Source organism: Streptomyces sp. NPDC051207, assembly GCF_040682395.1.
Classification (GTDB): domain Bacteria; phylum Actinomycetota; class Actinomycetes; order Streptomycetales; family Streptomycetaceae; genus Streptomyces.
Genome location: NZ_JBFBAX010000001.1, coordinates 55,245 through 68,602, shown reverse-complemented (window position 1 = coordinate 68,602; position 13,358 = coordinate 55,245). Strand labels below are relative to the sequence as shown.

The 13,358-nt window shown below is 73.8% G+C and carries 12 protein-coding genes and 1 pseudogene; 5 read left to right on the top strand and 8 right to left on the bottom strand.

Going from position 1 to position 13,358, the window contains the following annotated elements; translation table 11 throughout:
- Nucleotides 1-160: 160 nt before the first annotated feature.
- Nucleotides 161-1,585, bottom strand: coding sequence for a lipase maturation factor family protein (locus AB0M97_RS00330; protein WP_365958399.1), 1,425 nt, complete (start codon nt 1,583-1,585; stop codon nt 161-163).
- 193 nt (nt 1,586-1,778) lie between these two features.
- Between AB0M97_RS00330 and AB0M97_RS00325 the strand changes: the two genes are divergently transcribed.
- Nucleotides 1,779-3,866 carry a SpoIIE family protein phosphatase gene (locus AB0M97_RS00325; RefSeq protein WP_365958398.1) on the top strand — a complete coding sequence of 696 codons (2,088 nt, stop codon included), beginning with the start codon at nt 1,779-1,781 and terminating at the stop codon, nt 3,864-3,866.
- Nucleotides 3,867-3,897: 31 nt separating this feature from the next.
- Nucleotides 3,898-4,761, top strand: a complete 864-nt coding sequence (locus tag AB0M97_RS00320; protein WP_365958397.1) for a DNA-formamidopyrimidine glycosylase family protein — start codon at nt 3,898-3,900, stop codon at nt 4,759-4,761.
- Here the strand turns inward: AB0M97_RS00320 and AB0M97_RS00315 are convergent.
- The 4 genes from AB0M97_RS00315 to AB0M97_RS00300 all read right to left on the bottom strand — a co-directional run bounded on the left by AB0M97_RS00315 (nt 4,754) and on the right by AB0M97_RS00300 (nt 7,792).
- Nucleotides 4,754-5,620: a hypothetical protein gene (locus AB0M97_RS00315; RefSeq protein ID WP_365958396.1), complete on the bottom strand. Its 867-nt coding sequence runs from the start codon at nt 5,618-5,620 to the stop codon at nt 4,754-4,756. The genes AB0M97_RS00320 and AB0M97_RS00315 overlap by 8 nt on opposite strands.
- A 195-nt stretch (nt 5,621-5,815) precedes the next feature.
- Complete coding sequence (locus AB0M97_RS00310) at nt 5,816-6,472, bottom strand: zf-HC2 domain-containing protein (RefSeq protein WP_365958395.1); 657 nt, start codon at nt 6,470-6,472, stop codon at nt 5,816-5,818.
- 136 nt (nt 6,473-6,608) lie between these two features.
- Entirely contained in the window at nt 6,609-7,112 is a 504-nt protein-coding gene (locus tag AB0M97_RS00305) for a hypothetical protein (RefSeq protein WP_365958394.1), read from the bottom strand.
- A 134-nt stretch (nt 7,113-7,246) separates the two neighbouring features.
- Nucleotides 7,247-7,792 carry a sigma-70 family RNA polymerase sigma factor gene (locus AB0M97_RS00300; protein WP_365958393.1) on the bottom strand — a complete coding sequence of 182 codons (546 nt, stop codon included), beginning with the start codon at nt 7,790-7,792 and terminating at the stop codon, nt 7,247-7,249.
- 229 nt (nt 7,793-8,021) lie between these two features.
- Here AB0M97_RS00300 and AB0M97_RS00295 point away from each other — a divergent pair, with 229 nt between their 5' ends.
- Both AB0M97_RS00295 and AB0M97_RS00290 read left to right on the top strand, forming a co-directional pair.
- Nucleotides 8,022-9,176 carry a CapA family protein gene (locus AB0M97_RS00295; RefSeq protein WP_365958392.1) on the top strand — a complete coding sequence of 385 codons (1,155 nt, stop codon included), beginning with the start codon at nt 8,022-8,024 and terminating at the stop codon, nt 9,174-9,176.
- Between the two features lie 147 nt (nt 9,177-9,323).
- Nucleotides 9,324-10,163: a polysaccharide deacetylase family protein gene (locus tag AB0M97_RS00290; RefSeq protein ID WP_365958391.1), complete on the top strand. Its 840-nt coding sequence runs from the start codon at nt 9,324-9,326 to the stop codon at nt 10,161-10,163.
- Between the two features lie 30 nt (nt 10,164-10,193).
- Here AB0M97_RS00290 and AB0M97_RS00285 read toward each other — a convergent pair.
- Nucleotides 10,194-10,858 (bottom strand): annotated as a pseudogene (locus AB0M97_RS00285) (class F sortase).
- 333 nt (nt 10,859-11,191) lie between these two features.
- Between AB0M97_RS00285 and AB0M97_RS00280 the strand changes: the two are divergent.
- A complete protein-coding gene (locus AB0M97_RS00280) occupies nt 11,192-11,680 on the top strand; it encodes a hypothetical protein (RefSeq protein WP_365958390.1) in 489 nt (162 codons plus the stop codon).
- Nucleotides 11,681-11,861: 181 nt separating this feature from the next.
- Here AB0M97_RS00280 and AB0M97_RS00275 read toward each other — a convergent pair whose 3' ends face one another.
- Entirely contained in the window at nt 11,862-12,404 is a 543-nt protein-coding gene (locus AB0M97_RS00275) for a hypothetical protein (protein WP_365958389.1), read from the bottom strand.
- A gap of 188 nt (nt 12,405-12,592) precedes the next feature.
- Nucleotides 12,593-13,357 carry a hypothetical protein gene (locus tag AB0M97_RS00270; RefSeq protein WP_365958388.1) on the bottom strand — a complete coding sequence of 255 codons (765 nt, stop codon included), beginning with the start codon at nt 13,355-13,357 and terminating at the stop codon, nt 12,593-12,595.
- Between the last annotated feature and the right edge of the window lies 1 nt (nt 13,358).

Here is a 13,358-nt window from a genome sequence, read left to right as displayed (position 1 = left end):
CAGAACCCACCAAGGCCTCTGAGCCCTCTTGAATCACGTGGCGACCAGGGCCCACGGCGGCCTCCGAGCCCCAACGATTACGCCGACGACCACGCCCGCGGCCGACCCGTGGGCCCCAGCGCGTCCCGCGGGCGACGCGCTGCCCCCGGCGTCCGCGTCCTCACGCCCCCTCCGCCGCCCCCGCCAGCCGCGTGGGCGGCAGGAACTCCCGCACATACGTCCGCTCCCAGCACGCCCCCGTCTCGCGCAGCTCCCGCCAGGTCGTGTACCGGTAGCGGAACAGCCGGGCCCGCACGAAGCGCGGTGGCCGGCCGGGCGGGAACGGGGAGGCGCGCAGCAGCCGCAGGGTGGCCCGGTCGCCCTCCAGCAGCCGCTCCACGAACGTCCCGAACCACGACCCGGCGTACGCGGGGGAGAGCGCGGCGAACCACATCATCCAGTCGAGCCGCAGGTGGTAGGGCGCGAACTGACGCGGCCAGCGCCGCGGATCGCCGGGCTTGCCCCGGAACTCGTACTCCCGCCAGTCCGAGTCCTCGCGCGGCACGTCGTCCCAGGTTCCCTCGACCACCACCTCGTGGCGGACCCGGCTGACGCTGCCGAACGCGCCGTAGGTGTTGACCAGGTGCAGCGGGTCGAAGGACCGGTTCATCACCTGGCGGCGGGAGAGCATGTTGCGGACCGGCCGGTGGCTGAGGGCCACCAGCCCGGCGGCGACCGCCAGGACCAGGACCTCGTACCACAGCGGGGCGCCGGGCACCCCGGCCGGCGCGTCGCCCGGGAAGCGCACCGCGGACAGCGCGAGCACGATGGTGATCCAGTTCAGCCAGGAGAAGTTGCCGGACAGCACCAGCCACAGCTGGGTGACGATCATCAGCACGGCGGCGGCCGAGGCGACCGGCTGCGGCGTGAACAGCAGGAACGGCACCACGAGCTGCGTGACGTGGTTCGCAGCCACCTCCACCCGGTGCACCGGCTTCGGCAGGTGGTGGAAGAACCAGCTCAGGGGGCCCGGCATGGGCTGCGTCTCGTGGTGGTGGTCCAGGCACGTGAGCCTGCGCCAGCACTCGTCACCGCGCATCTTGATCAGCCCCGCGCCGAACTCCACGCGGAACAGGATCCAGCGCAGCAGGAACAGCACCACGACCGGGGGCGCCACCTCGTCGTTGCCGAGCAGGACGGCGACGAACCCCACCTCCAGCAGCAGCGACTCCCAGCCGAAGCCGTACCAGGTCTGCCCGACGTTCACGATCGACAGGTACAGCGCCCACGGCACCAGCCACAGCAGCATCGCGCCCCACAGCGGCAGGAGCCCGTCGAGGCCCGCGAGCAGCGCCGCCGACACCGCGCAGCCGGTCCACGCGACCGCGGCGAACAGCCGGTCGGAGTAGCGCCAGTGGAACAGGCTCGGCGCCCGCCGGAAGGGCACCCGGGCGACGAACCGGGGCACCGGCAGCATCCCGCGCTCCCCGAGCAGGGGCCGGAACTGCAGCGCGGCCGTCAGGAACGCGACCAGATAGACCGCGGCCAGCGCACGCTGGAAGACCAGCCTGCTCAGCCAGTAGTCGGGTGCGGTGAACCACTCCACGGCCGTGGGCCCCTCCTTCCGGCGCCGCGCGGGCACGTGCGCCGCGGTACGGGATCACCCCCCGTGTACCACTGCGCTGCTCGGGCAACCCGCACTGACAAAGCGGACAATGGTAGGCGAACGGTGTTCGGTACGGCCGCGTTCGCGTGGCTCCCCGGGGGAAGGGTCGGACAGATGCAGGCGAGGTGGGCCCATGGCTGACCGGGGAGCGAGCGCCCTGTCACTCCCGGACGACTGGCCCGCCCACCCGGAACCGGTCCTGGCGCTCAACCGCATGGGCAGCTTCGACTGGGACCTCGACGCGGGCCACTTCCACATGGACGCCCAGGCGTACGAGGTGTTCGACCTGCGCCCCGACGAGTTCGACGGCAGGCCGGAGAGCCTCGCCGTGCGCGTGCCGCCCACCGAGAGCTACCGGCTGGACGCCATCGTCGCCCGCGCCCTGAAGGACGGCAGCGAGAACTACGGCACGTACTTCCGCATCCGCTGCCGCGACGGCTCCCTGCGCTGGACCCACACCCAGGGCTGCATCCGGCGCGACGGAACCGGCCGCCCCCGCCGGATCATCGGCATCGTCCGCGACGCCACCGAGGAACTCGACGAACTCGCCACCCGCCGCGAGCAGGCCGCCCTGGAGACGGCACGCCGCCAGCAGACCAGCGTCGTCCAGTTCGCGACCGCCGCGCTCGCCCACGCCCGCACCGTGGACGACGTCCTCGACGTCCTCAAGGACAACCACGGCCTCACCCACCTGGGCGCCACCAGCCTCGTCATGGGCCTGGTGGAGGCCGGCCGCATCCGGCTCATCGCCGAGGGCCCGGCCGGCAGCTTCGTCCCCGGCACCCGCGTCACCCGGATCGACGAGCCCTACCCGATGAGCGAGGTCGTGCGCACCCTCAGCCCCCGCTTCATCGAGTCGCCGGAGGAGTTCGCGGAGCGCTACCCGATCCTGTGGCCGCACCTCACCGACCTGAACGTCACCTCGGCCGCCTACCTCCCGCTGATCGCCCAGGCCCGCCCGATCGGCGCGATGGGCCTGCTCTACAGCGACCGCCGCGGCTTCACGCCCGAGGACCGCAACGTCCTGCTCGCCCTGGGCACCGGCATCGCCCAGAGCCTGCAACGCGCCATGCTCTACGAGCAGGAGATGGACCTCGCCGAGGGCCTCCAGCAGGCCATGCTGCCGCGCACCATTCCCAGCGTGGCCGGCGCCGAGGTCGCCGTCCGCTACCGCGCCGCCTCCGTCGGCGGCACCCTGGGCCGGGACATCGGCGGCGACTGGTACGACCTGATCCCGCTGCCCGGCGGCCGGGTCGGCGCCGTCATCGGCGACGTCCAGGGGCACGACACGCACGCCGCCGCCGTCATGGGCCAGCTGCGCATCGTGCTGCGCGCCTACGCCGCCGAGGGGCACCCCCCGGCCACCGTGATGGCCCGCGCCTCGGTGTTCCTGCACGAACTCGACACCGACCGCTTCGCGACCTGCCTGTACGCCGAGGCCGACCTGACCACCGGAGTCGTGCAGGTGGTGCGGGCCGGTCACATCGACGCGCTGGTGCGCCGGGCCGACGGGACCTGCCGCCGCGTCCCCGTCGAGGGCGGGCTGCCGCTCGGCCTGTCCGCAGAGTTCGGCAGCCTCGACCACCCCGTCGGCACCCTGGAGCTCGACCCCGGCTGCACCCTGCTGCTGTGCACCGACGGCCTCGTCGAACAGCCCGGCAGCGACCTCGACGACGGCATGCGCACCCTCACCGGGCTCGTCCGGTCCGGCCCCGACGACGTCCACGCCCTCGCGGACCTCCTCATCGACGTCGCCGGCCAGCGCGGCGGCGACGACGACGTGGCCGTGCTCCTGCTGCGTCGCCGGGAGCCGGACACCCCGCAGCCCGGCGGCCGGCTCCAGCAGCACGTGGCACCCGGCGACGCCGAGGCCCTCACCGGCGCCCGGCACATGATCCGCGCCGCCGTGCGCGCCTGGGGCGCCGCCGACCGGGCCGACGACATCGAACTGACCGCCGACGAGCTGATCACCAACGCCCTCATGCACACCGAGGGCGCCGCGATCGTCACCCTGAGGGTCCTCACCGGCTCCGGCCGGCGGCTGCGCGTCGAGGTCGAGGACTCCTCCAGCGCGCTGCCGCGCCGCCGCGACCCGGGCCAGTCGGGCGTGTCCGGGCGGGGGCTGCTGCTCGTGGAACTGCTCTCCGACGCGTGGGGCGTGGAGGCCCGGGGCGGCGGCAAGTGCGTGTGGAGCGAGTTCGTGACGCCCGCGCGGACCTGACCGCGCACGCCCCGGGTGGCACCCTGGACCTATGCCGGAACTCCCCGAGGTCGAGGCGCTCAAGGACTTCCTCACCGAGCACCTCGTCGGCCACGAGATCGTGCGGGTGCTGCCCGTGGCGATCAGCGTCCTGAAGACGTACGACCCGCCGCCCGGCGCCGTCGAGGGCCGCGAGGTCACCGCGGTGCGCCGGTACGGCAAGTTCCTGGACCTCGCCACGGACGGCGGCCCGCACCTGGTCACCCATCTGGCCCGCGCGGGCTGGCTGCACTGGAAGGACCGCCTCCCCGACGGCCCGCCCCGCCCCGGCAAGGGTCCCCTCGCGCTGCGCGTGGCCCTGGAGACCGGCGCGGGCTTCGACCTCACCGAGGCGGGCACGCAAAAGCGCCTCGCCGTGTACGTCGTGGCCGACCCGCGGGACGTCGCCGGCATCGCCCGCCTCGGCCCCGACCCGCTCGCCGCCGACTTCGACGAGGCGCGGTTCGCCGGGCTGCTGAAGGCCGAGCGCCGCCGGCTCAAGGGCGCCCTGCGCGACCAGGGCCTGATCGCGGGCGTCGGCAACGCCTACAGTGACGAGATCCTGCACGCCGCGAAGATGTCGCCGTTCAAGCCGGCCGCGTCCCTCACCCCCGAGGAGACCACCCGCCTGTACGAGGCGCTGCGCAGCACGCTCACCCAGGCGGTGGAACGCACCCGGGGTGTGGCGGCCGGGCGGCTGAAGGCGGAGAAGAAGAGCGGCCTGCGCGTCCACGGCCGCACCGGGGAGCCCTGCCCGGTGTGCGGCGACACGATCCGCGAGGTGTCCTTCAGCGACTCCTCCCTCCAGTACTGCCCGACCTGCCAGACCGGCGGCAGGCCCCTGGCGGACCGCAGGCTGTCCCGGCTGCTCAAGTGACGGGGTCCCCGTACGGCACCGGGCGGCCGGTCAGGGCGTCCAGCACGGCCCGGTCGCCGAGCGGCCGGCCGAGCTCGACGGTCACCTCGTCGTACAGCAGTTGCGCGGTGCAGGGGCCGTCGTCCGTCCCGGTGACCCGCCCCGACAGCACCACGCTGCCCTGCGTCTCCAGCACGTCCACGACGGGCCCGTCGTCGCAGGCGCCGTGCCCCGCCCGCACGGTGACGGAGCGGCCGTCGCCGGACACCCCGGTCAGCCGCCCCACTTTCCACAGCCCCGCGCCCGCCTCCGGTGCCGCGCCCGGCGGCGCGGGCAGCTCGGTGGGGCGTACGGCGATCCGCCTGAGCGGCGTGTCGTAACCCTTGAGGGTGAACAGCCAGGCCGGGACCGATGCCGGGCCGCGGCTGGTCCCCAGCGTCATGCGGCCCGCCCGCACGCCGGTCACCGTCAGGTGCGGTCCGGGCCCGTCGCCGCGGTCCAGCGCCCGGTAGGCCCCCCGCGCCGTCAGCAGCGGAAGCGTCAGCCTGTCGCCGTTCTCCCAGGTCACCTCGGCGTCCTCGCCGGGCGGGCCGGGCAGCGGGCCGCGCAGCTCGAAGTCGTGGAGGGCGTACGCGCGTGTGTCCGCGCCGCTGCGGAAGGCCCCCTCGGGCAGCTGGACCACGTCCCCCGTCGGGACCAGGCCCCGGCGCCAGGCCGCGGCGGCCGGGGAGCCGTTCCACGCGTCGGCGACGGCACGGGCGCGGGCCTCCGACCGGGGCGGCGGCTCACCCCCGGCGGACTGCGCGCCGCAGGCGGTGCCGGCGAACAGGGCGAGCGCGACGAACGGCTGGACGGCGGTGCGGGCGCGATGCGGACGCATGGCTCCTCCGGGCGGGAACGAGAACGGGAAGGGTGACGGATCGGCGACGTGCCGTTCCTGTGACGCGTCGGGGCTCCGCCGCGTTCAGGGGCCGGGCGGCGAGTTCGGCGGCTCGTGCTGTTCCCGCGACGCCCCCGGCCCTCGCCGCACGTTCACCGGCCGGGCGGCGCGTGCCCTTCCCGAACCCCGCCGTCCTCACGGGCCGGGCGGCGCGATCAGCGTCACCAGACGCCGGCCGTCCGACGTACGCACCTCGTACCGTGCGATCTCCCCGGGACGCAGGGCCGCCCCGCCCCGCACGGTGTGCGGGCGGGCGTCGTGCCGCGGCACGTTCCAGCCGGCCACCGTCTCCTCCGAGCCGTCCCGGCCCACCGCGACCAGCCGGCAGACGCGCGGCCCCGCGCCGTCCCCGACGGTCAGCTCGACCTCGCTGCCCCACTCCTGGTCCTCGGCCGTCAGCCGCGCCCACACCCCGGACCGCTCGTCGGCCGCCGTGACCGGCGCCGGGGTCCTTCCGCCCTGCGCGTGCAGTGCGACGGCGGGCCCGGCGAGCGCCACCACCGAGGCGGCCACCGCGCACAGCATCCGCCGGCGTCCGGTCCGGCGCCGGGCGGCGACCTCGGACAGCAGCCGGTCCAGCAGCCGCGCGCCGGGCCGTGCGGCCGGGGTCACGAAGCGGGGCGTGGCCCGACGGTAGAGCATGAGCCGGCGGGTGGTCGGCGCGAATCCGGTCACCCGGGCGGCGCAGCCGGGGCACTCCAGGAGGTGGTCCTCGAAACGGAAGGCCTCCGCCTCGTCCAGCACGCCGAGCGCGTACGCGCCGGCGTCACGGTGCCGTTCCAGGGACCTCATGCCGAATCCTCGTGCCGGGTGCGGGTGGGGTGGCTCGTTGCCCCCACCGGTACGCACCCGGCAGCCGGATCACTCAAGACCGGAACAGCGAGACCGGAACAGCAACGCCGGAACAGCCGAGGCCGGAAAAGCGGGGCTAGAAAAGATGGATCGCCAGGTGGCCCAGCGGGAGCCCGAGCTGCCAGGCCGGGGTCCACACCTTCGGCCCCTCGTCCTCCCCGGACACGGGCGCGCCGCCCGGCACCGCGTTCAGGTCGGGCGCGAGCAGCTCGGTCTCCTGCAGCCAGCGCCAGGCCGCCTCGGCCAGGGCGAGATCCGGCGCGGGACGTCCCGAGGCCGCGGCGTCGGCGGCGAACTCGGCCAGCCTCTCGCGCACCCACTCCTGCCACGGCTGGTCGTACGCCGTCAGCGACAGCCAGGTCTCCAGCTGGGTGACGACGCGGATGCCGGACAGCTCGCCGTCCGTGTCGGACAGGAAGACGGTCAGCGCCAGCGCGTCCCGCCCCGCGCGGAACTCGAAGGACGTCGGCGGCATCAGGTCGCCGCTGCGCAGCAGTTCGTCGGCGATGTACTCGGCGTACAACCAGGCCATGGGGACGGTGAGTTCACCGTCCGTGCTCTCTCGACCTCTGTACTGCATCCCTTCCTGCCTTCCTCCGGTGCATGCGCGTCGCCCGAGCCGGGTCCCGGTCCGGAACACGGATGAGGACAGCCGATTACTCAACCGGGGTCCTCAGCAAGGCGCTTTACGGAGGTTTGACTCAGCGGTCAGTTTCACCGCAGGTCGCCGGCGTATCCCGGAAGCACCCGGCGCAGGGCGCGCAGCGCGTAGTACGCGCGAGATTTCACCGTACCGGGCGGAATGCCGAGGGCTGCCGCCGCTTCCGCCACACTCGCCCCCTCGAAGTACACGAGTACCAGGACGTCACGGTGTTCCGGCGTGAGGGTCTTCACAGCCTTGCGCACGTCGAGTGCCGCCGCGGCCCGCTCGGCGTGGTCGGCGCAGACCCGGGCGTTCTCCAGCACCGCGTCGCCGACCTCGGGTGGCCGGGCCTGCCGGGCGCGTCGCGCGTCGATCGCCAGCCGCCGTCCCACGGTCAGCAGCCACGGCCGTACGGAGTCGAAGTCGTCGGCGTGCAGGGCCTCCGGGTGCTGCCAGGCACGCACCAGGGTCTCCTGCACCAGGTCCTCGGCGCGCTGCCGGTCGCCGTCGCAGAGCCGGAGCAGCAGCGCGAAGAGGGGCCGGCCGTGCTCGCGCTGGAGCGCGGCGAGCTCGTGCTCGGCGGTCGTCCCGCTCGTGATGGTGGTTCCGGCGTTCATGGCCGTTATGGCATCGCAGGGCGTTGCCGGGGGACAGGCCGCGCACACGAGTGTGCGGCGGACGGTCGATCGCGTCGATGAACGGTACGACGAACGGTCGGTGAACGCGTATCCGCACGCCGGACGGCCTAACACGCGTGTCGGAGCCACTCGCCACCGCAGGAGAATTCTTACCTGTTCATCCGCTTAATCCTATTTATCTGCACGAACGACTCCAGCGGGGTGAGTGATGATCGCACGCAGACGGCAGGTCGCCCTGGCGCTGACGGCGCTCCTGGCCGTGGGCGCGGCCTGCCAGGCCGACCGGCACGACCAGTCCGGCGGCCCGGCCCCGAGTGCGCCGCGCCCCTCCCGGGGCTTCACCCTGGTCGCCTCCGGCGACGTCCTCCCGCACACCAACATCATCGACCGGGCCCGCCTCGACGCGGGCGGCAGGGGCTACGACTTCGCCCCGATGCTCTCCGGCATCCGGTCCGTCGTCTCCCGCGCCGATCTCGCCCTGTGCCACATGGAGACCGTGTACGGCGCGGACGGCGACTACAGCGGCTACCCGCGGTTCACCTCCCCGCCCGAGGTGGCGCGCGGTCTCGTCGCCACCGGCTACGACGGCTGCTCCACCGCCTCCAACCACACCCTCGACGACGGCGCCGCCGGCATCCACCGCACCCTCGACGCGTTCGACCGCGCCGGGCTGCGGCACGCCGGATCGGCCCGCACCGAGGCCGAGGCCCGCATCCCGACGATCCTGCGCGCGGGCCCCGCGACGGTCGCCCACCTCGCCTACACCTACGGCACGAACGGCATCCCGCTGCCCGCCGGCCGGCCCTGGGCGGTCAACCTGATCGACGAGGGCCGCATCCTGGCCGACGCGCGGGCCGCCCGGCAGGAGGGCGCCGACGTCGTCGTCGTGTCCCTGCACTGGGGCACCGAGTGGCAGGAGGCGCCCGACCGGCAGCAGCTCACCCTCGCCCGGGTCCTGACCGCCTCCCGCACCGGGGGCCGCCCCGACGTCGACCTGATCCTCGGCACCCACGCGCACGTGCCGCAGGCCTACGAGAAGGTCAACGGCACCTGGGTGATCTACGGCATGGGCGACCAGATCGCCGGCAGGATGGTCAACCACTCCGGCGCCAAGGACCCCCGCGGCAACGAGTCCACCGTCGGCCGCTTCACCTTCGCCCCGCCCGCCGGGCCCGGACAGCGCTGGGAGGTGACCCGGGCCGAATTCGTGCCCCAGTGGTTCGACGTGGACGCCGGCCGGGTCGTCAACCTCAACGAAGCCCTCGCCCGGGGCGCCGACGTACTGCGCCCCGTCCGCGACCGGATCCGCGCGACGGCCCTCAGCCGGGGCGCGGCGGGCGAGGGGCTGGTGATGGGGCGGTAGGGGGCGGCAGGGACCGGGCTCGGGGCACGGTCGCCGGGCCCCGTCGGCGGGTGCGGCGCCGCCGGGGCTCGGCCGTGCGGGTGGAATCATGCCGCCGGACCGGTGTCACCGGCGTGCGCCGGTGCCGCGACGGGCGACTGATGAGTCATGAAGAAGGATCAGTTGCTCACGCGGCGCCGGGCGCTGCTCGGCTGCGCCGGCGCGCTGGGGGCGGCCGGCACCGCCGGCGTGTTCGCGGCGCTCACCGGGAGCGAACCGGAACTCCCCGCCCCCGTCCCCGCGCCGGGCCCCCGGGCGCGGCGCCCGCTCACCTCCTCCGCCTACCGGCTCGAGCCCCTGACCGGCTACGGGCCGCGGCGCGTCACGCCCGGCCGGACCCCGGTGCGCCGCAAGCCCCTGCTGCGCGTGTCCGGGCGGGGCCGCACCATGGTGCTGACCTTCGACGACGGACCCGACCCGCGCTACACCCCGGACATCCTCGACACCCTGGCCAAGCACGACGTGCGCGCCATGTTCTTCGTGTGCGGGGAGATGGCCGACGCCCACCGGGACCTGGTGTCCCGCATGGCCGACGAGGGGCACGTGGTCGGCAACCACACCTGGTCCCACCCGTTGCTGACCCGGCTCACCCGTTCCCGGATCCGCTCCCAGCTGGAACGCACCAGCGACGTCATCGAGGAGGTGTACGGAGAGCCCCCCCAGTGGTTCCGTGCGCCTTACGGCGCCTGGAACCGGGCCACCTTCCAGATCGGCGCCGACCTCGGCATGGAACCGCTCGCCTGGACCGTCGACACCCTGGACTGGACCACGCCGGGCGTCCGCAGCATCACCCGCCGGGTCGAGAAGGGCGCCGCCCCCGGCGTCGTGGTGCTCTCGCACGACGCCGGGGGCGACCGCTCCCAGAGTGTCAGGGCGCTGCGCGCCTACCTTCCCGAACTGCTCGACTCGGGCTACCACGTGACCGTTCCCCGACGGCAGTACACCTGACGGGCCGCGCCCGCCCGGCCGGGGAACCGCTCAGCGGGCCTCGACCAGGCGGGCGAAGGCGACGACGTTGCCCTCGTAGCCGTTCTGCTTCGAGAAGCCGCCGCCGCAGGTGATGACCCGCAGTCCGCGGTGCCCTTGGAGCTGTAGACGCGGTCGCCGGGGAAGTCGTTCTTCGAGAAGACCTCGATGCCGTAGATCTCGAAGACGGCCGTCTTCCCGTCCTGGCGGGAGACCTCCACGCGGTGCCCCTGCTTCAGGGCGCCGAGCCCGTAGAACACGGCGGGGCCCTGCTCATTGTCGACGTGCCCGACGACGACGGCGGTGCCCTTCTCGCCGGGGGAGACCGCGCCGGTGAACCAGCCGGCCAGGTTCGGGTCCTCGGGGGGCGGCGCGTCCACCCAGCCCTCCGCGTCCAGACCCACCGGCATCATCGGCGCGTCGACCTGGATGGCAGGGATCCTCACCCGGTCGGGCACGGAGTACGGCAGCGGGGCCCGGGGGGACCTGGCGAAGGTCCCGCCGGGCACCCGGCCGTCCGTCGCCGCCGCCGAGGCGGGCTGCGGCGGACCCACGTCGAATTCCCCCGAACCATTCCGAATGAGTGCGAGGCCCGTCAGCAGAACAAGCGCTATCACGCCCCACGGGGCCCGCTTCCTCCGCCGCTCCTCCTCTTCGGCCAGCTCGGACTCATGCATGGGACATCCCCTCTCGACACGGCCGTCGCCGCGTCAATTCGCGCATACGAAAACGCTAAGCGCCGTGCGGAGAACCGGCGACGGGGCAGTGGCGAACGGGTGGCCGGGCACGGTGTGGTGCGCCATCCGAGTCGCCGTCCGCCGAATTCCTCCGTCAGTCCGTGACCTGCGGCGATATCTCCCCTTGCGGATATGGCCCGGCGTGTCCGCTCACCAGGACGGACCATTCCCGAAATGCGGGCCCACGCAAGGCAACTGAGGGTCTTTCTGGGAGGCGCTTTCTCGCCGATTCTCCGGGGACGGGTTCCCGGGGCGCCTTCCGCGGAGGATCACATGCGTAACTCTCGTGCCCTGGCGGTGTCTGCCGCGGCCGTCGCCGCCGTGGGGCTCGCCGCCCCCGCGGCCGTCGCCTGGGACACCCCGAGCAACATCGTCGCCCTGCCCAGCGTCATCGCCCGCGGCGGCCAGCTGACCGTGACGGTCGACGGCTGCAGGACCGGCGGCCACATGACGTCCAACGCGTTCCCCCAGACCACCCTGACGGCGATTTCCGGCTCGAGCAGGGAGAGCGCCAAGGGCACCGCCACCATCAACCGCCACGCCCGCCCGGGCGCGTACGACATCACCGTCCACTGCGGCGGCAAGACCCTGACCCGCCCGGCGGCCTTCACCGTCATCGGCGGTGTCCGCGGCGGTCTCGGCGGCAGCAGCTCCTCCGGGGCGACACCGACCGACATGGCCATCGGCGGCGCACTGGTGGCGGCGGCAGCCGTCGGCGGCGGGGTGTTCTGGATGCGCCGCCGGGCCGAGAAGCAGATCTGACCGCACCGGCCGGACGCTCCCGTCCGGCCCCGGCCCGCCCCCTTCGGATCACACGATCCGCCCCCTTCGGACCGATGCACGTCGGCACACGTCGGCAAGGCTCCGCCCCGGAGATCCGCACGGATTCCGGGGCGAAGTCCTGTGGCCGGGCCGTGTGGCCGCAGGGGTTCTCTGCGTGTCGTCAGGCGCCGTCCTCGCCGCCGCGGCGGCGCGACAGGTGGTACGCCGCTCCGATCGACCCCATGATCAGGGCGGCGCCGAGCCCGATCTCCTTGAGTTCCAGGCCGGCGAAGCTGCCGCCCCCGCCGGCGCGCACGCCGTGGGACGGTACCCGGTGCGGCGGGTCAGGGCGATGCGTGGGCTCCGGGCGGCCACCGGCGATCGTCAGGCTCGTCGACCCGCTCGCGCCGTCGCACGTGAACGTCACCTGGTAGACCGCACCCGGCTTGGCGTCCCGGTCGACCTTCGTCGTCGCCGTCGACCGGTGCCGCGGGATGGTCACGGCGTCGAACACCGCCGAGGTCACCGTCGCGGGACCCGCGCAGCCGCCGTCGTCCCGGTCCACCCGCAGGCTGACCCGACCGCCGGCCGCGCTCGTGGAGGGCAGGACACTGAAGCCGAACGGGGTGATGTCCTCCTGCCCGTAGGCAGCGGCCGACGGCACGGTCACGGCGAGGGCGCCGACGCCCAGCAACGCGGCCGAAGCGACGCGTATCGCGCGCATGTGAATCCTCCGGGTCCCCGAGGAGCAGCTGCGGACCAGTTCCGCTCGCATCGGAAATGCACCTCGATGAGTGAAACGCTAGGAATATGCGAACGAGAGCGCGATCCGTGTCGGGCGAACGGGGCAACCCTGTGGGCCGCTCAGGGGGCGGCGCGCGTGTCGCCCTTGCCCGAGCGGCCCGCCGCGGGTCACTTCCCGGCGTGCGGGAAGAAGCGCAGGAACGGCTCCGTCGAGGCGGCGACCCCCCGGCTGTAGGGCGCGTCGAAATCCCAGATCAGGAAGAGCAGGAAGGCGATCAGCGCGGAGAACAGCCCGGCGAGGACCAATTCGCGCGCGGTACGCCTGATCTGCAGCGCGAACACCATGCCGATGGTCGCCACCGCCCCGGTGATCAGCCCGAACCACACCACGCCCGGCATGGTCGCCCCGGTCGCCTCCGCGCGGGCGCTGCGCGCCTGGTCCGCGGCGGCCACCTGGTCGACGAGCGGCTGGTAGGCCTGCGCCTCGAAGTCGGAGCGCGGCTCGTAGTCGGTGACGTCCGCGCGGATCCGCTCCAGCAGTTCGGTGCCGCGGCCGGTGACGCGGTCGTGGTCGGCCATCTCCCGCCACTCGGTGGTGACGACGTGTCCGACATAGGCGTTGACATCCTCCCGAATGCGGTCGCGGACGTCGGGCGGATACACCCGGACCCGCTGGGAGATCTCGTGCAGCGCGACGGCCTCCGCCCGCACGTGCTCGTGGGCCGCGCTCCGGGCCTCCCAGACCCCGGCGATGGCGAGGCCCAGGACAATGGCGTACACCACGCCGATCCACATCGTCATGTACTCGATGACGTCCGGAGTCTCGCTGGGGTCCTCGTCCTCGGACGCCCGGCGGTGCCGTACGACGGTGATGGCGACCACCACGGCACCGGCGGCGAGCATCGCGAGGGTGAGAACAAGCCATTCCGGCAAG